Annotated in this window: 18 protein-coding genes; 8 read left to right on the top strand and 10 right to left on the bottom strand. The window is 75.1% G+C overall.

From position 1 onward, the window contains the following. Nucleotides 1-201 precede the first annotated feature (201 nt). Entirely contained in the window at nt 202-1134 is a 933-nt protein-coding gene (locus ACFVVU_RS11120) for a zinc-binding dehydrogenase (protein WP_387789360.1), read from the bottom strand. 79 nt (nt 1135-1213) lie between these two features. Between ACFVVU_RS11120 and ACFVVU_RS11125 the strand changes: the two genes are divergently transcribed. Next, nucleotides 1214-1876 carry a TetR/AcrR family transcriptional regulator gene (locus tag ACFVVU_RS11125; RefSeq protein ID WP_387789361.1) on the top strand — a complete coding sequence of 221 codons (663 nt, stop codon included), beginning with the start codon at nt 1214-1216 and terminating at the stop codon, nt 1874-1876. 153 nt (nt 1877-2029) lie between these two features. On the opposite strand, the gene ACFVVU_RS11130 is transcribed toward ACFVVU_RS11125, so the two are convergent. The 5 genes from ACFVVU_RS11130 to ACFVVU_RS11150 form a co-directional block, all read right to left on the bottom strand. Then, on the bottom strand, nt 2030-2707 hold the full coding sequence (locus tag ACFVVU_RS11130) for a phosphonatase-like hydrolase (RefSeq protein ID WP_380684582.1): 678 nt from the start codon (nt 2705-2707) through the stop codon (nt 2030-2032). A 35-nt stretch (nt 2708-2742) separates the two neighbouring features. Further along, a complete protein-coding gene (locus ACFVVU_RS11135) occupies nt 2743-3864 on the bottom strand; it encodes a TIGR03364 family FAD-dependent oxidoreductase (RefSeq protein ID WP_387789363.1) in 1122 nt (373 codons plus the stop codon). A 162-nt stretch (nt 3865-4026) separates the two neighbouring features. Next, complete coding sequence (locus ACFVVU_RS11140; RefSeq protein WP_380684580.1) at nt 4027-4539, bottom strand: pyridoxamine 5'-phosphate oxidase family protein; 513 nt, start codon at nt 4537-4539, stop codon at nt 4027-4029. Between the two features lie 174 nt (nt 4540-4713). Further along, the gene (locus ACFVVU_RS11145; protein ID WP_387789366.1) at nt 4714-5382 is read right to left on the bottom strand and encodes a phosphatase PAP2 family protein; all 669 of its coding nucleotides are present in this window, start codon (nt 5380-5382) and stop codon (nt 4714-4716) included. Continuing rightward, the gene (locus tag ACFVVU_RS11150; protein WP_387789367.1) at nt 5382-5597 is read right to left on the bottom strand and encodes a hypothetical protein; all 216 of its coding nucleotides are present in this window, start codon (nt 5595-5597) and stop codon (nt 5382-5384) included. Before ACFVVU_RS11150 ends, ACFVVU_RS11145 begins: the two co-directional genes overlap by 1 nt. Nucleotides 5598-5709: 112 nt before the next feature. Here ACFVVU_RS11150 and ACFVVU_RS11155 point away from each other — a divergent pair, with 112 nt between their 5' ends. The 3 genes from ACFVVU_RS11155 (at nt 5710) to ACFVVU_RS11165 (ending at nt 8937) form a co-directional block, all read left to right on the top strand. After that, on the top strand, nt 5710-6090 hold the full coding sequence (locus ACFVVU_RS11155) for a BlaI/MecI/CopY family transcriptional regulator (RefSeq protein WP_380684577.1): 381 nt from the start codon (nt 5710-5712) through the stop codon (nt 6088-6090). Continuing rightward, a complete protein-coding gene (locus ACFVVU_RS11160; protein ID WP_387789369.1) occupies nt 6087-7247 on the top strand; it encodes a M48 family metalloprotease in 1161 nt (386 codons plus the stop codon). Before ACFVVU_RS11155 ends, ACFVVU_RS11160 begins: the two co-directional genes overlap by 4 nt. 154 nt (nt 7248-7401) lie before the next feature. Continuing rightward, on the top strand, nt 7402-8937 hold the full coding sequence (locus ACFVVU_RS11165; RefSeq protein WP_380684575.1) for a GAF domain-containing protein: 1536 nt from the start codon (nt 7402-7404) through the stop codon (nt 8935-8937). An 83-nt stretch (nt 8938-9020) separates the two neighbouring features. Here the strand turns inward: ACFVVU_RS11165 and ACFVVU_RS11170 are convergent, their stop codons facing one another. After that, on the bottom strand, nt 9021-9416 hold the full coding sequence (locus ACFVVU_RS11170; RefSeq protein WP_380684574.1) for an SsgA family sporulation/cell division regulator: 396 nt from the start codon (nt 9414-9416) through the stop codon (nt 9021-9023). Nucleotides 9417-10038: 622 nt separating this feature from the next. On the opposite strand from ACFVVU_RS11170, the gene ACFVVU_RS11175 reads away from it, so the two are divergent. After that, on the top strand, nt 10039-11454 hold the full coding sequence (locus tag ACFVVU_RS11175; RefSeq protein WP_387789372.1) for a hypothetical protein: 1416 nt from the start codon (nt 10039-10041) through the stop codon (nt 11452-11454). A 183-nt stretch (nt 11455-11637) separates the two neighbouring features. Continuing rightward, entirely contained in the window at nt 11638-12912 is a 1275-nt protein-coding gene (locus ACFVVU_RS11180; protein WP_387789373.1) for a TerD family protein, read from the top strand. Nucleotides 12913-12964: 52 nt separating this feature from the next. On the opposite strand, the gene ACFVVU_RS11185 is transcribed toward ACFVVU_RS11180, so the two are convergent. Beyond that, nucleotides 12965-13573 (bottom strand): RraA family protein, encoded by a 609-nt coding sequence (locus ACFVVU_RS11185; protein WP_387789577.1) that lies wholly within the window; start codon nt 13571-13573, stop codon nt 12965-12967. A gap of 234 nt (nt 13574-13807) precedes the next feature. On the opposite strand from ACFVVU_RS11185, the gene ACFVVU_RS11190 reads away from it, so the two are divergent. Continuing rightward, nucleotides 13808-14401 (top strand): Uma2 family endonuclease, encoded by a 594-nt coding sequence (locus ACFVVU_RS11190; protein ID WP_387789375.1) that lies wholly within the window; start codon nt 13808-13810, stop codon nt 14399-14401. Between the two features lie 63 nt (nt 14402-14464). On the opposite strand, the gene ACFVVU_RS11195 is transcribed toward ACFVVU_RS11190, so the two are convergent. After that, complete coding sequence (locus ACFVVU_RS11195; protein ID WP_380686780.1) at nt 14465-15394, bottom strand: proline dehydrogenase family protein; 930 nt, start codon at nt 15392-15394, stop codon at nt 14465-14467. Between the two features lie 142 nt (nt 15395-15536). Beyond that, nucleotides 15537-17165 (bottom strand): L-glutamate gamma-semialdehyde dehydrogenase, encoded by a 1629-nt coding sequence (gene pruA, locus ACFVVU_RS11200; protein WP_380686778.1) that lies wholly within the window; start codon nt 17163-17165, stop codon nt 15537-15539. 244 nt (nt 17166-17409) lie between these two features. Between pruA and ACFVVU_RS11205 the strand changes: the two genes are divergently transcribed. Next, on the top strand, nt 17410-19011 hold the full coding sequence (locus tag ACFVVU_RS11205; RefSeq protein WP_380686776.1) for a PucR family transcriptional regulator: 1602 nt from the start codon (nt 17410-17412) through the stop codon (nt 19009-19011). The last annotated feature ends 32 nt before the right edge of the window (nt 19012-19043 follow it).

A 19043-nucleotide genomic window follows, 5' to 3' on the forward strand; every position in this document is an offset into this window, starting at 1 on the left:
AGCTGCCATGCGTGCGACTTTAGGAGTTCCCGGCGAACACTGGCAATACCCGGACGCCATTGTTTCGGCGGCGTTTCGAATATCCGGCCGCGGGTTTCCGCTCGTCAACAACCGGGGGTGGAGGCGCGCGAGGGAGCCGGAACGCGCCGCCCGGCCGGGGCCCGTCGCACTCCTGGAGCCCCGGCCGCGACGCCGTACGCCTCAGTCGTCGAAGGACAGCACCGCCTTGCCGTGGAGCCGGCCGGCGAGCAGGGCGTCCACGGCGTCCGCGGCGTCCCTCCAGCCGCCGCGCCAGGTGATGCCCGGGTCCAACTCCCCCGCCGCGACGCGGTGCGCCAGCCAGGTGAGGTCCCGGTCCAGGCCGGTGCAGGCGAGCAGCATGAAGGTCACCAGGCTGCGGTCGTGCCGGTCCCGGTCCCCGAAGAGCGCGCCGAAGGGGAAGCTCTCCCCCTCGCCCGCACTGTGCCCGGCGGCGACCAGCGTGCCGCCCGGCCCCAGAGCCTCGTAGGCCTCCACCAGTTGGGGCCCGCCGACCAGGTCGATCACGCCGTCGGCGGGCCGCGGGGACTCCTTCGGCGAGCCGACCACCTCGTGCGCCCCCAGGCGCCGCAGCAAAGCGCCGTTCCGGTCCGGCGCACCGGTGGAGGCGATCACGTGCGCCCCTGCGGCGCGGGCGAGTTGGACGGTGTAACGGCCGACTCCGCCGGTGGCCCCGGTGACCAGGACGGTACGGCCGAGCAGTGGCCCCACCCGGTGCAGGGCACGCACGGCGGTGGCACCGGCGACCGGGACGGTGGCGAGGTCCGCCGGGTCGGCCCCGGCGGGCGCCACGCCGATCAGCCCGGTGTCGACGGCCCGCAGTTCGGCCCAGGCGCCGGCGGGCATCAGGGTGGTCACCGGGGTGCCGGGCGCCGGCCCGGAACCGTCGGCGGCGGCGCGTTCCACGATCCCGGCGGCGTCCCAGCCGAGCACCGTGCCGTCGGCCGCCGAGTCGAGGGCGAAGGCGACCTCCCCGTAGTTGAGCGAGGTGGCGGTGACCCGGATCAGCGCCTGGTGCGGGGCCGGTTCCGGATCGGGGGCCGTACCGAGGCGCAGGCGGCCGGGGGCCGAGCTGTCGACCAGAAGCGCACGCATGGAAGGTCCTCCCCAAGATTCTGCCACTGAGTGGCATAAGCCTACAGGTGGCATTACTCGCCGCGATAGGCTGACCACGATGACTCCCGAGACGGCCGCCCCCGCGAAGCCGCCGCTGCGTGAACGCAAGAAGCTGCGCACCCGGCAGGCATTGATCGACACCGCGCTGGAGCTGTTCGGCGAACACGGCTTCGACGGCGTGACACTGGACCGGCTGTGCGAGGCGGTCGAGGTCTCGAAGCGGACCTTCTTCCGCACGTTCGGCAGCAAGGAGGACGTCGCGATGGCGCCCACCCAGGACCTCTGGGTGGTGTTCCTGGAGGTTCTGGAGAGCTGCCCGCCGGACGGGCGCCGGCTGGTCTCGCTGTACGAGGACGCCCTGGTCGAGTCGATCGGCCGGATGCCGGCCGGGGGCTGGGCCGAACGCGTGCTGGCGAGCCGGAAGCTGGCCGCCCGGACGCCCTCGATGAGCGCCCACGGGCTGGCCTTCTGCGACCGGGTGGGCCGGGAAGCGGTCGCCGTCGCCGTGCGGCGCTTCACGCTGGACGCGACCGCGGACGGCGCCGCCCGGCTGCGCGCCCGTCTCGCGCTCGACATGCTGCTGTCGGCGTTCCACCAGGCCCTCGCCGCATGGGTGGAACAACCGTCCGGGCACACCCGCGAGGACCTCGTCCGGCGCCTGCGAACCGTCTGCGCCGAGCTGCCGGGAGCGCTCGCGGCGACGGTGGAGGCGCGCGGCTGACAGGCCGGCGGGCACACCGGCCACAGCGGATCGGGCGAGCCGCGCGGGCCGGCGAAGGCCCAGGCCGGTCAGCGCGCTCGGGCGGGGAAAGCCGACCGGGCGGGCGCGCCTCCCGCCGCGCCCGCCCGCCGGTGATGGTGTGCCGGCCCCGGCTCAGCCCGCCAGCAGCGCGGGCAGCTCGGCGACGGACGCCAGCACGTGCGTCGCCCCGTCCGCCCGCAGCCGCTCCTCGCCGTGGGCGCCGGTGAGGACGCCGGCGACGACGGAGGCCCCGGCGCGCGAGCCGGTCAGCATGTCGTAGCCGGTGTCGCCGGCCACCGCGATCCGACGGACCGAGTCCGTCCCGGTGCGCAGCAGCGCGGTGAGCGCCAGGTCCGGGTACGGGCGGCCGCGGCCGGCCTCGGCGGGGCAGAGGGTGAGGTCGGCGATCGACTCCCAGCCGAGGGCGGTGAGGATACGGTCCTGGGTGGCCCGGGAGAAACCGGTGGTGAGGACCACCTTGCGGCCCTGGCCGCGGAGTTCGGCGATGGCCTCGGCCGCGCCGGGCAGCGCCTCGCAGTGGCCGGCGTCGACGAGGTCGTGGTAGGCGGCCTCGAAGGAGGTGTTGGCGCGCTGGGCCTTCTCCTCCTCGCCGAACAGGTGGCGGAAGACGGAGATCTTGGACTCGCCCATGGTGGCGCGGACGTGCTCCAGCATGCGGGCGTGCTCGGGGCTGCCGGCCTCGACGCCGAGCGAGCCGGCGGCGGCCTGGAAGGCACGCTCGACCAGGCCGTCGTCGGCCACGGTGGTGCCGGCCATGTCCAGGACGACCAGGCTGATGTCGTACGACATGATGTTCAGTTCCTCCGACGGTCTTGCAGGCGGGCTTACAGGTTGGCGAGGTTCGCCGTGGTCTCGGCGATGGCGGGCGAGCAGGTCATGCCGCGGCCGCCGGGGCCGGTGACCAGCCAGACGCCGTCGCGCACGCGCTCGCGGTGGACGACCCGGGTGGTGTCGACGCACTGCGCGTACACGCCGGCCCAGCGGCGGCGGATCCGCGGCAGCGGGCGGCCGAGCAGGTCCTCGACCACGGCCACCAGGTGGTCGTACGGGTCCTCGACCACGTCGAAGCCGAAGGGCTGGTCGTACTCGTGGGTGTCGCCGATGGTGAGGCCGCCGTCCAGGCGCTGGACCATCAGCAGCTGCATCCTGTGCTCGGCGGCGACCGGCGACTGCGGCTGGACCTCGCGCAGGCGGTCCAGGGCGCTGCCGGCGAAGGCCGGGTAGTAGCGGAAGGAGTCGCCGTCGGCGACCGAGGTGGTCAGCGGCTCGCCCAGCGGGTCGGTCTGCATCATCTGCAGCCGCACCTTGCGGACCGGCAGCTCGGGCGCCAGCTCGCGGACCAGGCCGCCCAGCCAGGCGCCGGTGCACAGCACGACCAGGTCGCCGGTGTGGACGTCGCCGTGGTCGTCGCGGACGGCGTTCTCGCCGATGACGTCGCGGACCTCGCGGCCGGGCAGGAAGGTGTACCGGCCGGTGGCGGTCAGGGCGGCGCGCAGCGCGGGCTGGGCGACGCGCGACTCGACGGCGGCGTCCCGCTCGCAGTGCAGGGCGCCGAGCAGCTTGCCGCGCAGGGCCGGGTTGAGGGCCCGGGTCTGCTCCGGGTCGAGCAGCCGGTAGCCGCGCAGCTCGGCGTCGGGCAGCGTCAGCGCCTGTTCGGCCACCGCGAGCTCCGCCTCGGTGCGGATCGCGGTGAGCGATCCGTTGGCGCGGAAGCCGAGGCCGGGCACCTGACCGCCGATCCGCTCCCACAGCTCGCGGGCCCTCACCGCGGTGTCCAGCTCCTCGCCCTGGGCCCGGCCGCTGACCCAGACCAGGCCGAAGTTGCGCACCGAGGCGCCGCGCGCCTCCGCCTCGCGCTCCAGGTGGACGACCTCGTGACCGCGCTCGACGGCCTGCCAGGCGTGCATGGTGCCGAGCACGCCTGCTCCTACGACGATGACTCTCATGCGGCCAGACTGATGCCGCCAGGTGTCCGAGGGGCGTCCGAACAGCGGATCCCAGATGAACCGACCGATAAGTTGTACAGACAACCTGGCGGACCGTCCCGCCACCGGGTCACCTGGCCGTCCCGCCACCCCGGCACCACCCGGCCACCGGAGCGGAGCGGCTCAGCGCCGTACGGCCGCCCGCAGGTAGTGCCGCCGGCCGAACTTCGGCTCGTCCACCGCCGTCAGCTCCTCCACCTGGAAGCGGTACAGCGCCGCCGCCCCGCCCCCGGTCAGGAACTGCCGCCGGACCTCGTCGTCCTGCGCGAAGGCGGGGTAGCGCCCCTGGTAGGCGGCCAGCGCCGCCTCCGCCTGCCGCCCCCACGCCTCGCCCGCGCTGCCGGTCAGCTGCAGGCCGCGCAGCTGCTCGCCGAAGAGCGGCGGCGGCAGGAACACCGTGGCCGCCGCCCGGGCCTCCTCGGCCAGGTGGTGGCTGTGCCGGGTCGCGCGCTCGCTGACGAAGTAGAGGACGAGGTCGTCGTCGTGGGCGAAGAAGGCGAGGTTGGCGTGCGGGCCGTGCTCGTGGCCGGCGGTCGCGAGGGTGAGCACCATCGCCTCGGCCAGCAGTCCCTCGACGCCCTTGGCGAGCTCCTCGGCCGGCCAGTCCCCCTGGGTGATGTCGAGTCGGTACGGCATGGGCAGCACTTCCCTCCACTGGCACGCCCGGCGCGCGGCGCCCTGGCACGACTGAGCCGGGCGGGTGCTCCCCTGGGGGGCAGCCGCGCCCGGCTCACATGCTCTCCCCGCCACCCCGGCCGCACAAGGGCCGGGACGGCGGACACGCCCTGGTCGGGGTCCGCTCCGGGGCCGTCAGTCCTGCCGGGCCCCGACCGGCCGCCCGGCCGGCTCAGCGACCGCCTGCGGACCGGCGCCGAGCAGCGGCCGCAGCGGGCCGGAGCGGGCCCGTTCCACCAGCGGACCTGCCGCGCCGGCCGCCAGCGCGAGCGGGAGGGCCACCAGCAGGCCGACCAGCGCGCCGACCAGCACGTCGTGCGGGTAGTGCACGCCGACCCAGACCCGGGAGGCGCCCATCAGCACGGCGGCCACCGCGGCGACGGCGCCGATCCGGCGGTCGGCGAACCAGAGCGCGACGGCCGCCGCGACCGCGATCACCGTGTGGTTGCTCGGGAAGGACCAGTCACCGGCGCCCGGACAGGCCTCCAGGGTGTTGCGCACGTGCAGCTGGTCGCACGGGCGGACCTCCTCCACCAGCCCCTTGAAGCCGGAGTTCACCGCGTAGGCGACGACCACGATCAGCGGCGAGGCCAGCACTCTGGCCTGCACCGCCGCGGCGCCGCCGCGCGCCCGCCACCAGGCGGCCAGCATCAGCAGCGCGAAGAGGCCGAGGCCGATCAGCGACCACACCTCGACCAGCCGGTTGAACCAGTGCGGCGCGGCGTCCGCCCAGCCGACCACCCGGCGGTACAGGCCGCCGTCGATGCCGCTGCCGTCGTACGCGGCCAGCTCGTTGAACGTCATCACCGGACCTCACCACCGCGTCGGTGGGCCCGCCGGGGGCCGAACACTTCGAGAACAATCGGGAGCATGGAGACAACTACTACCAGAAGAAGGGTCATCGACACATAACGGTCGATACCGGTCACGAACGGGCCGAATACGGACCCCGCGAGGGCGCCGAGCACACCGAGCACATCCGTGCCGGCGGGCGCCGCATCGGCGAACGACTGGAACACGACCGGCGGACCTCCCGTACGTTGGTGGGCGGCACCGCAGCGCACACCCGATCGTCTACAGTCGCGTAGACGGTCTACATGACTGTAGACGATAGCTGGAGGAACCCCCGCCATGTCCGACGTACCGTCCGCCCGCCGGCCCGCCGGCGAGTTGGAGGCCGAGGTGCTCGCCGCCCTCTGGGCCGCCGACCGGCCGCTGACGCCGCAGGACGTCCAGGGGGCGCTCGGCGCCGACCTGGCCCGGACCACCGTGACGACGATCCTCGCCCGGCTGCACGACAAGGGGACGGTGCACCGCACCCGCGCCGGACGCGGCTACGCCTACGTCCCCGCGGTCGCCGACCCCGCCGGACTGGCCGCCCGCCGGATGCACGCCGAACTGGGCCGGGAGGCCGACCGCTCGACGGTGCTCGCCCGGTTCGTCTCGGACCTCTCCGTGGAGGACGAGCGCCTGCTGCGCGACCTGCTCGGCGACGAGGACGCCGCCCGGTGATCGTCGCGGTCTGGGCCCCGCTGCTGCTGCCCTTCCTCGCCGTGCTGCCGGCCCGCCGGCTCGCCGAGGCGCTGTCGCCGCGCGCCGCCGTCTGGACGCTGGCCGCCACCTCGGCCGTGCTCGCGGGCGGCACACTGTGCTCGCTGGGCCTGCTCACCGTCGCCGGGCTGCTCCGGCTGCCGCCGGTCGCCGCCCTCGGCCACCTCTCGCCGCACTGGCTCGCCGCCGGGCTGCCCGGCCTCCCGACGGCGGCCGCCGTCTCGGCCGCCCTGGCGCTCGCCGCCCTCGTCGCCCTCGGACTGCGCACGGTGCGCCTGCGCCGACGCGACCTGGACGCCGCCCGCACCGCCGTCGACGCCGCCTCCCCCCGGGCCGCCTCCCCCGGGCCGGCCTCCACCGGGCACGCCGAGGGAACCTCCGCCGACGCCGCCACCCGGACCCCGGGCCCGCCGCACGGCCCGAACGACCACCATTCGGACACGCGCCCCCCGCGCGCACCCATGCGCCGGGCGCGCACCCCGTGGCCCCAGCGCGCCAAGCGACTGCTCACCACCCCGCCCGCCACCGAACTCGCCGTCCTGCCCGACGAGCAGGCCGACGCCTTCGCCCTGCCCGGCCGCCCGCGCCGCCCCGGCCGGCCCGCCGAACCCGGCCGGATCGTGGTCACCGCCGGCATGCTGCGCGCCCTGGACGCCCCCGAACGCGCGGCCCTGCTCGCCCACGAGCGGGCCCACCTGACCGCCCGCCACCACCTGTTCCTCGCCCTGGCCGCCCACGCGGCCGCCGCCCACCCGGCCCTGCGGGCCCTGCGCGCACCGCTCGGCTACCACCTGGAACGCTGGGCCGACGAGTCCGCGGCCGCCCGGGTCGGCGACCGCCGGGTGACCGCCCGCGCGGTGGGCCGGGCCGCCCTCGCCGCCGGCCGCTCCCCCTGGCCGGGGCGCCCCCGGCACGCCCCGGCGGCCCATGGCGGACCGGTCCCCCGCCGGGTCGCCGCCCTGCTCGACCCGCGCCCCGCCGGGGCGGTCGCCTCCCGCCGGACCGCCGCCCTGGCCCTGACCGCCTGCCTCGCCCTCACCGCTGTGACCAGCCTCGACGCCACCGCCGACCTCCACCACACCGTCGAGACCGCCCAGCAGCGGACGCCTTCCCACTAAGACGCACGGGCCACCATTCGTTGGCATGACCACTCTCATACCGTCTGGTATTCCGAGTTGGCAGACCCCATCCCCAGGAACCGGTGGCGCCCGTACGCTTTCGTCAGCGCGTCGGCCCCGGCGCGCCCTCGAACGGCGGCGAGGAGCGACACGAGTGCGGCAGTCCGGACGGCAGACCCGACGACCCGAACGCCGCACCGCGCAGAGCGCGGCCGAACTGGCCAAGGTCCACGAGCGCGCCCTCGCCGAGGCCGCCGCCCGCGCCGCCCACCGGGACGCCACCGCCGCCGACGATCCGCCCTTCCTCCAGCCCCGCCCCGAGATCGGCGACTCCTGGGAGCGCCTGCGCCGCCTCGGCCTCGACCCGGACGCCGGCGCCGCCGCCGTCCACCTCGGCCCCGCCGAGATCGAGCACCGCCGCCGGGCCAGCGGCCTCGACCCGCTGCTCCCGATCCTCCGCGGCACCCTGGTCGAGCAGGTCGAGCAGCCCCCGCTGATCCTCGCGATCACCGACGCCGACGGCCACATCCTCTGGCAGGAGGGCGAACGCGGCCTGCGCCGCAGCGCCGACCGGATCGGCTTCCTCACCGGCGCCCGCTGGGTGGAGGAGCGGGTCGGCACCAACGGCATAGCCGCCGCCCTGCGCGCCGAGCGCCCGATGCACGTCCACTCCGCCGAGCACTACCTGCGCAGCCACCACTCCTGGACCTGCGTCGCCGCCCCGGTGCACGACCCCGGCACCGGCCGGCTGATCGGCGCGATCAACCTCAGCGGCCCGGCCCACTCCGTCCGCCCGTACCTGCTCCAGCTGACCGCCACCGCCGCCAAGCTCGCCGAGACCGAGCTGCGCGCCCGCCGGCTCGAATCCCTGCACCACCTGCGCACCCTGGCCGCCCCGATGCTGGCCCGGGTGAACGGCCCCGCCCTGGTCGTGGACGCGGCGGGCTGGACGGCGGCCGCGGCGGGACTGCCGCCGCCGGCCCGGCTGCGGCTGCCCGCCGAGGGCTGGGACTCGGCCGCCGTGCACTGGCTGCCCAGCCTCGGCGAGTGCGTGATCGAGCCGCTCGCCGACGGCTGGCTGGTCCGCCCGCTCCTGGCGCGGGACACCGCCCCGGCCGCACCGGGCGACCCGGACGGCCCCGGCGGTCCGGGCGGGGACACCGCCGGCCCCGCCGCCGGACTGCTGGCCGAGCAGGCCGAGGGGGCCAGGGTCCGGCTCGACCTGCGCCGCGCGGGCAACCCCGGTCTCTCGGTGCACGGCGCGGCCGGCAGCTGGTCGCACGCGCTCAGCCCGCGCCACGCCGAGCTGCTGCTCCTGCTCGCCACCGAGCGCGAGGGCCTCAGCGCCGCCCAGCTGGCCGACGCGCTGTTCGGGGACCCGGCCCGGACGGTGACGGTGCGGGCCGAGCTGTCCCGGCTGCGCCGCTACCTCGGCGGTCTGCTGGCCCACCGCCCGTACCGCTTCGCCGAGTCGGTGCTGGTCGCGGTGGCCGGCCCGGACGATCCGTACGACCTGCTGCCGACCTCCTCGGCGCCGGCCGTGCGCAGGCTCCGCGCGGGGCTGGTCGGCGGAACGGTCCGGCTGCCCGGGACGCCGCCGTTACCGGACCCGCGCCCCCCGGCCGACGGGTCGGCGCCGCCTCGCCCCCGAACCGGCCGTCTCCCCCTGCCGCCCCCGCAACCCTCGTAACCCTCACCGCCCCCGCGGCCCACCGTCTCCCCGGGGCCACCGCCCCGGGGCCCTCCGTCCGCCGGGCCCGCCGTCCACCGGGCTCAGTGGCCGCCGGCGAGCAGTTCCGAGAGCTCGTCGTCACTCGGCCCATGGGCCTGCTCGGCCGTCTCCGAGACCATCGCGTACGTGCGGTCCAGCCACTCCTGGACCTTCGGCCTGGAGGCCTCCAGCAGGGCACTGCCGTGCGGGGACTCGAGCGCCAGGTGCAACGTCGAGCCGTGGCACGGGCAGTACGCCGGCCACAGCTTGACGTCGCCCTGGCCGCTCAACGAGCGGAGGCCGTCGCGCAGCAGTTCGCGCGAGAACACCCAGTCGGCCTCGTCCGGCCGCCCCAGGTGGAACGTCAGCAGCACCTCGTACGGGCGGGCGGCGTCGAACCGGAACCGCGTACGGACCTCTCCGACCACCTCCTCGCCCAGCGAGATCCGCAGCGTCAACACCTCCTCCACCGCCGCCGGAGCGGCGGTGGAGCCTGCCTCATCGCCGCCCGTGGGGGTAGCGGCGAGGGGGGCACTGAAGGGTGCTGGCAGCGGGTCGGGCGGCATGACGGTCTCTCCGGGACGGCGTGGGATGTCCTCCAGCGTCCTCCGCCGCGCGATGTTCGGGCAAGGGTTGCAAGGGGGTTGCAATAACCCCCGTAGCGCCCGACCATCCCTTACCGGCCTTGTCAGACGGACCGTCAACTTCCGCTGGTCAAAGGGTTGTCCACGGATTGGATCAATTCCGTCCGACCACTGGCCATCGCCCGGGGGCCCGCTGCTACGCTCGTCCCCCTGCCGGCGCACGCCCGCGCGCGTGCCCGGTCGGACTCCGCACGCGCGCCCCCGCACGACCCGGCCGGACCGTGCCCGAACGAATCCTGACGACGTCCCGACCGGACCGGACCAGCCGGTACCGCATCGGACCGGATCGGACCGGATTCGACGGGACCGGACCGAACGCGCCGGCCGCACCGGGGAGCCGGCGGCCGTCCGCCCGGTCCGGCGGCACCGGCACAGCCGTCGGCACGTGGGAGAATGCCACGACCGCAACGGCGACTTCAGGGGAGGGAGGGGTCCGGTGACCTTGTCCGACGACACCGGGCAGGACGCGACGCACGCGTCCGACCGGTACCGCACGCGCCACGGCCGGCACGGTCGTCCCGGCCCGTTCGGGGGCCGGCTGCGGCTGCCCACCCTGCGGTTCTCCGGCGCCGCGATGGCGATGTCGACCGTCGTGGGCATCAGCATCGCCACCACCTTCCTGCTCAACGAGCAGCAGGGCGTGGGCCGCCGGGCCGGGGTCGCCCGGGTCGGCTCCAGCGCGCCGCCGCCCAGCCCGTCCACCTCCCCCGACACCATCGGCGGCAACGGCACGACCTCCGGCACCGGGACCGCCTCCGGCCCGGACGCCGCCGGGCCGAACACGACGGCGGGCCGCCGTTCCGCCGCCCCGGCCACGCCCGCGCCCGGTGCCTCCGGCCCGGCGGCCGGCACCCGCGCCCCCGACTCCGTGCCCGCCCAGCGCTCCGCCGGCCCGGCCGCGCCCCGCACCGAGGGCTCCCCGTCCACCGCGCCGCTCGCCGGGGGCCCCGCGCCCCGACACGGCGTCACCGACGGGCCCGCCACGGAGCAGCCCGGCCCCGGCGGCGCCCCGGAGACCCTGGCCGGCGGCCGGCCGGACCACCCGCAGTCCGCCGACGAGCAGCTCGCGGCGGCCGACGGCGCGCAGACCGCCCGCCGGCCCGCCGAGGACGCGTCACCGACCGGCGCCTCCCCGTCGCCGTCGCCCTCCGTACCCGCGGCCTCCCCCTCGTCGGCCACGCCCCGCCCCTTCGTCCCCGCCGCCCCGGGCCCCGACGCGCCCGCCCCGGCGCCGCGCGAGTGGACCGGCGGGACCCTCGGCACGGCCGACACCGCTGCCGACGGCTCGGCCGAGCCCGCGACCGACAGCGTGGCGCCGGGCCCGACGAAGGGCAGTACGAAGGACACCGGCGTGACCCGTCCGGCCGCCGGCACCGACGCGGCCGACGACCAGGCGCTCGCCGGTGCGGCCGTGGTCCAGTCGCTCGGCCGCGACGGGACCCGGCACGTCCTCGCACTGACCGTCGGCGAGCCGCTCACCGCGCTGCAGGCGGAGTTCCGCCTCGCCCCCGGCACGGCGGCCCCGGGCGTCGGCACCGCGTGGACGGACCTCGCCGGCGCCGTGGTCACCGCACACCAGGAGCGCGGCGCGGCGGTCTACCGCTTCACCACCCCGCCCGGTACGGACGTCCGCCCCGGCCGCTACACCTTCAGCGTGCGCGGCACCCGGTCCACCGGGCAGGCCGGCCCGGCCCGGAGCGTCGGCCCGCGCACCCCCGGGTCCTGGAACGCCAGCGCCTTCGGCATCGGCCGCCCGCGCGCCGTCGCGGCCCTCGGCACCTTCACGGCGCCTCCGGCGGTCCCGGCGCCGGCCCCGCTGCCGGCCCCCCGCGCCGCCGCCCCGACCGGCTGACCGCCGCACCGTTCCCCCGCCGGACCGCGCCCCGCCACCGGTCCGGCGGCCCGGGGCAACCCAACAGGTCAGCGCCCCGTTCGGGCTCATCCGACCGGGCTCGTTCGTTACTGTGGTCGCCAGCCGGCACAGCCGCCCCAACGCCGGGGCCGGCGCCGCACCACCGCATCCCAGGAGGAGTTCGTGTCCACGGTCCTGACCCAAGGCGGCAACGCCCCGCTGACCGCCGCGCGGGTGACCGTCGAGGTCACCGCACCCAAGGCGCTGGATGTCTCGGGCCTGCTGCTGACCGACGCCGGAAAGGTCCGCTCGGACGACGACTTCGTCTTCTACAACGCACCGAACGGGCCCGGTGTGACCCACCGTCCGGCCGCCGCCGGAACGCCGGACGCCATCATCGTCGACACCGCCGCCGTCCCGGCCGGGATCACCAAGATCGTGGTGACCGCGAGCCCCGACGAGGCCGGTGCCACCTTCGCGGGCATCGAGCCGACCGCGACCGTACGGGACGCCGCGACCGGCGCGGTGCTGGTCACCTTCACCCCGCCGCCGCTCGGCCGGGAGACCGCGCTGATCGTGGTCGAGGTCTACCAGCGCAACGGCGCCTGGAAGGTCCGCGCGGTCGGCCAGGGCTATGCGAACGGCCTGGCCGGCATCGCCACCGACTTCGGCGTCAGCGTCGACGAGCAGCCGGCCGCGGCGCCCGTCGCGCCCCCGGCCCCGGTCGCCCCGGCCCCGGTCACCCCGCCGCCGGCGCCCGCCGCCCCGGTCGACCCCCGGCTCGCCATGGCCTCCGCCCCGCCGATGCCGCAGACCGCGCCCCCGATGCCGCCCGCTCCCCCCGCACCGCCGGCCCCGCCCGCCGCTGCCCCGTCCTTCACCAAGGTCACCCTGGACAAGGGCCGGGTCAGCCTCACCAAGGGCGGCTCGGTCTCCCTGGAGAAGAACGGCAAGCCCTTCCTCTCCGCCGTCCGGATGGGCCTCGGCTGGGAGCCCGCCGGCCGCGGCCGCAACATCGACCTCGACGCCTCCTGCCTGGCCTTCGACGCCCAGCGCGAGAAGCTCGACACCGCCTGGTTCATGAAGCTGGGCATCTTCAACGGCGCCATCGCCCACTCCGGCGACAACCTGACCGGTGAGGGCGGCGGCGACGACGAGTCGATCACCGTCCACCTGGACGGCCTCCCTCCGGAGGTCTGCGGCCTGGTCTTCGTCGTGAACTCCTTCTCCGGCCAGAAGTTCACCGAGGTCAAGAACGCCTACTGCCGCCTGGTGGACGCCGCCACCAACCAGGAGCTGGTCCGCTTCGACCTCACCCACTCCGAGCCGCACACCGGTGTGGTGATGTGCAAGCTGATCCGCCAGTACTCGGGCGAGTGGGTGATGACCGCCATCGGCGAGTACGTCGACGCCAAGACCGCCCGTGCGATGGTCAAGCCCGCCGCCGCGATGCTCTGACCCGCCCCCCACGGCGCCCCCGGCACACCACCGGGGGCGCTGTCGTCTCTCCTCACTCCTCGATCGCCCCGCCGATCCGCCGCAGGTGCCGCCGGAAGCTGTACTCCGGGTCGGCCTCGCGGCGCTCCAGGTACTCGTCGAACGCGGTCTGCCGGCGCAGCGTGTCACCCGAGCGGATCCGGTCCGCCTGCGCGCGCTCGGTGCGGGCGATGCCGGCCGCCGCCTCCAGCACCTCGTCCAGCCGGGCCCCGGGCACGAACAGCACGCCGTCGGAGTCCGCGAACACCACGTCCTCGACGCCCACCAGGTGCGGCCCGAACCTCGCACTGGCCAGCGCCTCCGGCTCCCGCCCGTCCAGCCGCAGCGGCCCGGCCGGCAGACTGCCGTAGCTGAACACCAGCACGGCGAGGTCCCCGACGCAGGCCTCGTCCAGCCGTCCGCCGTTGTCGATCACCACGACGTCCCCGGGCTCGGCCGCCCCGTACGCCTCCAGGAAGACGTCCACGCTCCCGTAGTGCCGCACCGGCAGCACCCGCCCCGCCACCCGGCCCCCCGGCACCACCGCCCGGACCCCCGCCGGCGCCGCCCGGACCGCCACCCCCACCCGCACGCACGCGTCCGCCACCAACGGCGTCGACAACTCCGCGAACCGCTTCACCACCACGCCAACTCCTCACCCGGCACCACGAGTTCACCAGCGTGAAGATCCTACGCCGGGCCCCCTCGCACGATCGGGTGAAAACCCGGCGCACCCCGCCCGACCGAGCTACCGTTCCCTGGCACCGGCCGGTCGCCTAAGCCCACCGCCTCACACCATCGGGTGAAAGATCACCGTGCACGGCATAACTCGGCTCAGCCCGGCACTAGCGTGACGTCCACCTGAAGGAGGGGCATCATGAGTGCTGTGGCGCATGAGAAACCGATCACGGATTCCCCGTCGCAGGAGGACATCCTGCTGGAGAGCTTCCTGAGCCTGCACTCCCCCGAAGGCTTCCGGGCCGAGCTCATCGAGGGAGAGATCAGCGTGGCACCACCGCCGGATGGCGATCACGAGGACTACATCGACCTGCTGATCGACCAGGTGAAGGCAAAGTCCCAGGTCCACATGCAAGTGTCAGGGGGCAAGGGCCTCCGACTCGTCAGCGGCGGACTCTGCCCGAAGAACCATGTCATCCCCGACGCCACCTTCGCCCCCAGGGAACTGCGCCTCTTCCGCGGCGCCCCGTCCTGGATGGAGCCGGACGGCGTGGCGATGGTGGCGGAGGTGACGTCGAGCAAGCCGGACCAGGACCGGATCACCAAACGCCACTGCTACGCGCGCGCCAAGATCCCTCTCTACCTGCTCATCGACCGTGACCGATCGCAGGTCAGCCTCTTCAGCAGCCCGCACCGCGAGGAGTACACCGAGGTGCACCTGGCCGCCTTCGGCGAGCCGCTCGCGCTTCCGGCGCCGTTCGACTTCGAACTGGACACCAAGGACTTCCTGTAGGACCCGGACGCGCGACGGCCCGCGCCCCCGGTGGGGGCGCGGGCCGTTCGGCGTTCGCGCGCGTCAGCCGCGGGTGGCCATGGCGCGCAGGAAGAAGGTGAGGTTGGCCGGGCGCTCGGCGAGGCGGCGCATGAAGTAGCCGTACCACTCCTGGCCGTACGGGAGGTACACGCGCATGGTGTTGCCCTCGCCGGCGAGGCGCAGCTGCTCCTCGGGGCGGATGCCGTACAGCATCTGGTACTCGAAGGAGTCGCGCTTGCGGCCGTTCCACTGGGCCAGCTGGCCGGCGATCTTGATCATGTTGGGGTCGTGCGAGGCGATCATCGGGTAGCCCTCGCCGGCCATCAGGATCTTGAGCGCGCGGACGTACGCGAGGTCGACCTCGTGCTTGCCCTGGAAGGCGACCGACTCGGGCTCCTTGTAGGCGCCCTTGCACAGGCGCACGCGCGAGCCGGCGCCGGAGAACTCGCGGCAGTCGTCCTCGGTGCGGCGCAGGTAGGCCTGGAGGACGACGCCCAGCCAGGGGAAGTCCTGGCGCAGCTCGCGGGCGATGCCGAGGGTGGAGTCGGTGGTGGTGTGGTCCTCCATGTCGAGGGTCACCGTGGTGCCGGCCTCGGCGGCGGCCTCGCAGATCCGGCGGGCGTTCTCCAGGGCGATCTTCTCGCCGTCCACCGGGAGGAACTGACCGACGGCCGAGAGCTTGACCGAGACCTCGGCGCCGGCGGCCAGGCCGGTCTCCTTGAGCGCCTTGAGCAGGTACTCGTAGGCCTCGGCGGTGCCGGCGGCCTGGGCGGCGTCGCGGGTGTCCTCGCCGAGGTGGTCCAGGGTGACCTTGCGGCCGGTGGCGACGAGGTCGTCGCAGGCGGTGACGGCGTCGTCGAGGGCCTCGCCGGCGACGAAGCGCTCGACTATCGCGTGGGTCGGCGGGAACTTCTCGACGACGGTGCGGACCTGCGAGGACCGGGAGGCCGCGAGGAGGGCGGAACGGAGCATCGTGACTCCTGGAGCTGGTGCTTCTAAGGGTGGCAGAAAGACGGGCGGCGGACCGGGGAGTGGGGTCCGCCGCCCGTGGGGACGCCGCCCGGCTGCGGGACCGGGGGCGTCAGGGGACCGCGAAGGGGTCCCGGTGGGGCACTCAGCCCATGTGCGGGTAGCGGTAGTCCGTCGGCGGGACGAAGGTCTCCTTGACCGAGCGGGTCGAGGTCCACCGCGCCAGGTTCTGCTTGGCACCGGCCTTGTCGTTGGTGCCCGAGGCCCGGCCGCCACCGAACGGCTGCTGGCCGACGACCGCGCCGGTCGGCTTGTCGTTGATGTAGAAGTTGCCGGCGGCGAAGCGCAGCTTGTGCATCGCGTGCTGCACGGCCTCGCGGTCCTGGGAGATGATCGAGCCGGTCAGGCCGTAGGCCGACACCGACTCCATCTGCGCCAGCATCTCGTCGTACTTGTCGTCCTCGTAGACGTGGACGGCCAGGATCGGGCCGAAGTACTCGTCCTTGAAGTACTCGCTCGCCGGGTCCTCGCAGACCAGGACGGTCGGGCGGACGAAGTAGCCGACCGAGTCGTCGTAGGTGCCGCCGGCCAGGACCTCGACCTTGGCGTCGGCCTGGGCGCGGTCGATCGCGGCCTTGTTCTTGGCGAAGGAGCGCTCGTCGATGACGGCCGACATGAAGTTGTCCAGGTCGGTGACGTCGCCCATGGTGAGGCCCTCGACCTCGTCGCGGAACTCGTCCTTGAGCTCGGCCCAGATCGAGGCCGGGACGTAGGCGCGGGACAGGGCGGAGCACTTCTGGCCCTGGAACTCGAAGGCGCCGCGGGTCATGGCGGTCTTCAGCACGGCCTTGTCGGCGGACGGGTGGGCGACCAGGAAGTCCTTGCCGCCGGTCTCGCCGACGATCCGCGGGTAGGTGCGGTAGCCGGAGATGTTGTTGCCGACCTCGCGCCACAGGTGCTGGAAGGTGGCGGTGGAGCCGGTGAAGTGGATGCCGGCCAGCGCCGGGTGCTTCAGCGCGACGGCGGAGACGTCCAGGCCGTCGCCGGTCACCATGTTGATGACGCCCTTGGGCAGGCCGGCCTCCTCCAGCAGCTGCATCAGCAGGTGCGCGGAGAACTGCTGGGTGGGCGAGGGCTTCCAGAGCACCACGTTGCCCATCAGCGCCGGGGCGGTCGGCAGGTTGCCGGCGATGGCGGTGAAGTTGAACGGGGTGATCGCGTAGACGAAGCCCTCCAGCGGGCGGTGGTCGCTGCGGTTCCACACGCCGTCCGAGGAGATCGGCTGCTCGGCCATGATCTGGCGGGCGAAGTGCACGTTGAAGCGCAGGAAGTCGACCAGCTCGCAGGGGGTGTCGATCTCGGCCTGCTGCGCGGTCTTCGACTGGCCGAGCATGGTGGCGGCGGCCAGCGTCTCGCGCCAGGGGCCGGCCAGCAGGTCGGCGGCGCGCAGGAAGATCGCGGCGCGGGAGTCGAAGGAGAGCGCCTGCCAGGCCGGGGCCGCGGCCAGGGCAGTGTCGATGGCCTCCTGCGCGTCCGCCTGGGTGGCGTTGCGCAGGGTACCGAGCCTCGCCGCGTGGTTGTGCGGCTGGACGACGTGGAACTCGGTGCCGCCGCCCATCCGGCGCTCACCGTTGATCGTCATGGTCAGCTGGACCGGCTCCTGGCCGCCCAGCTCCTTCAGCTTGGCCTCCAGACGGGCCCGTTCCGGGCTGCCCGGGGCGTAGCTGTGGACCGGCTCGTTCACCGGCGCGGGGACCTGGGTCACAGCGTCCATGAGCGCACGCTCTCCTTCGTTTCTTGCGGGGGGATGCCGGCGCGGGTCGCACGCCGGCCACATGACGAACGCTATTCCTGCACCGGGGCCCGCTTGATTGGCCGGACGGCTAAAATCATCCGGACGGCGTTGTTCGCCCGGATGAAGAACCGGGGCCACCAGCCACCGGAGCCCCATCGGACGCCCCGCCGACTCCCAGCCGACGCCCCACCAGCGCCCCGCCGGACGCCCCGAGGAGGCCCGTATGACCACCCCCGGCCTCCCGCTCCGCCAGCTGCTGATGTCCCTGGGCGAGCCGCTCGTCGAGCTCCAGGCGGCCCCGCACGGGCTGGACGTCCCGGTCCGCGACGTCGCCATCCTCGACCCGGAGGACCCGCCGACCGCCGCTCCCGGCGAACTCGTGCTCGCCATCGGCGCCCGCGGCCGGGCCGCGCTCCCCGCGCTGCGCGCCGCCGGCCGGGCCGGGGCCGCCGCGGTGGCCGTCAAGCTGGACGCCCCCGGACAGGCCGACGCGCTGCGCGAGGCGGCCACCGAGGCGGGCGTGGCACTGCTCTCGGTGCGCCGGGAGACCCGCTGGGAGCACCTCGACTCGCTCGCCCGCGCGATCATCGCCGGGCCGGACGCCCCGGACACGCCCGGCACCGCCGAGCACAACGCCGGTGACCTCTTCTCGCTCGCCCAGACCGTCGCCGTCCTCACCAACGGCATCGTCTCGATCGAGGACACCTCCAGCCGGGTGCTCGCCTACTCCCGCTCCTCCGACTCCGACGAGGTCGACGACCTGCGCCGGCTGTCCATCCTCGGCTGGCAGGGGCCCGAGCCGTACCTGTCCAAGCTCCGCGAGTGGGGCGTCTTCCAGCACCTGCGCAGCTCGGACACGGCCATCGCGGTCGACCCGCACCCGGAGCTGGGCCTGCGCCGCCGGCTGGCGATCGGCATCCGGGCCGGCGCGCAGCCGCTCGGCACCATCTGGGTGCAGGAGGGCTCCCAGCCGCTGGCGCCGCTCGCCGAGCAGGCACTGGTCGGCGCGGCCCGGGTCGCCGCGGCCCAGCTGGTGCGCCGGCGCCGGGAGCTGTCCGCGGACGTCCGGCTGACCCAGACCCTGCTCACCGGCCTGCTGGAGGGCTCCACCGGCCCGCAGTCGCTGGCCACCCACCTCGGCCTGGACCTGCGCCGCCCGGCCACCGTGCTGGCGTACAGCGCGGGCACCACCGAGCAGCTGACCCGGGCCGAGGTGACCGGCCTCATCTCGGTGCACACCGCGGCCCGGCACCGCGCCGCGCTGCTCGCGCCGATCGAGTCCCGGGTCTACGTGCTGCTGCCCGAGCTGCCCGCCAACCTGCCGATGGCCACCGTGCGCGGCTGGGCGCAGGAGGCGGTCGAGGCGGCCCGGGACCACCTGGGCGTCCCGCTGCGCGCGGCGATCGGCTCGACGGTGGACGGCCTGGCCAGGGTGCCGGAGTCGCGTGCCCAGGCGGACCGGATCCTGGACGCGATGGGCCGCGGCGGGGTGGACCTGGAGGTCGCGGCGCTGATCGACGTCCAGGCGGAGGTGCTGGTCAGCGAGATGCTGGCGCTGCTCCAGGAGCGCGGCGGCCTGCGCGACCCGCGGCTCACCGCGCTCGCCGAGTACGACCGCCGGCACGGCACCCGGCTCGCCGAGTCGGTGCTGGCCTGGCTGGACGCGCTGGGCGAGGTCCGGGTCGCGGCGGACGCCCTGCACATCCACCCGAACACCCTGCGCTACCGGGTCCGCCGGGCCGAGCAGCTGACCGGCATCGACCTGGCGCAGCCGCAGCAGCGGCTGCTCGCCATGCTCCAGCTGCGGCTGCCCGCCGAGCCCTGACGGCCCCGGTGCGCACGAGGGCCCGATGCGCG

Source organism: Kitasatospora sp. NPDC057965 (assembly GCF_042887135.1).
Classification (GTDB): domain Bacteria; phylum Actinomycetota; class Actinomycetes; order Streptomycetales; family Streptomycetaceae; genus Kitasatospora.

What these genes read in the sequence shown, in the direction of transcription:
- ACFVVU_RS11120 (WP_387789360.1), bottom strand. Translation starts at nt 1,134, where the DNA reads ATGCGTGCGCTTCTGGTCGACAGCTCGGCCCCCGGCCGCCTGCGCCTC.
- ACFVVU_RS11125 (WP_387789361.1), top strand. Translation starts at nt 1,214, where the DNA reads ATGACTCCCGAGACGGCCGCCCCCGCGAAGCCGCCGCTGCGTGAACGC.
- ACFVVU_RS11130 (WP_380684582.1), bottom strand. Translation starts at nt 2,707, where the DNA reads ATGTCGTACGACATCAGCCTGGTCGTCCTGGACATGGCCGGCACCACC.
- ACFVVU_RS11135 (WP_387789363.1), bottom strand. Translation starts at nt 3,864, where the DNA reads ATGAGAGTCATCGTCGTAGGAGCAGGCGTGCTCGGCACCATGCACGCC.
- ACFVVU_RS11140 (WP_380684580.1), bottom strand. Translation starts at nt 4,539, where the DNA reads ATGCCGTACCGACTCGACATCACCCAGGGGGACTGGCCGGCCGAGGAG.
- ACFVVU_RS11145 (WP_387789366.1), bottom strand. Translation starts at nt 5,382, where the DNA reads ATGACGTTCAACGAGCTGGCCGCGTACGACGGCAGCGGCATCGACGGC.
- ACFVVU_RS11155 (WP_380684577.1), top strand. Translation starts at nt 5,710, where the DNA reads ATGTCCGACGTACCGTCCGCCCGCCGGCCCGCCGGCGAGTTGGAGGCC.
- ACFVVU_RS11190 (WP_387789375.1), top strand. Translation starts at nt 13,808, where the DNA reads ATGAGTGCTGTGGCGCATGAGAAACCGATCACGGATTCCCCGTCGCAG.
- ACFVVU_RS11195 (WP_380686780.1), bottom strand. Translation starts at nt 15,394, where the DNA reads ATGCTCCGTTCCGCCCTCCTCGCGGCCTCCCGGTCCTCGCAGGTCCGC.
- pruA (WP_380686778.1), bottom strand. Translation starts at nt 17,165, where the DNA reads ATGGACGCTGTGACCCAGGTCCCCGCGCCGGTGAACGAGCCGGTCCAC.
- ACFVVU_RS11205 (WP_380686776.1), top strand. Translation starts at nt 17,410, where the DNA reads ATGACCACCCCCGGCCTCCCGCTCCGCCAGCTGCTGATGTCCCTGGGC.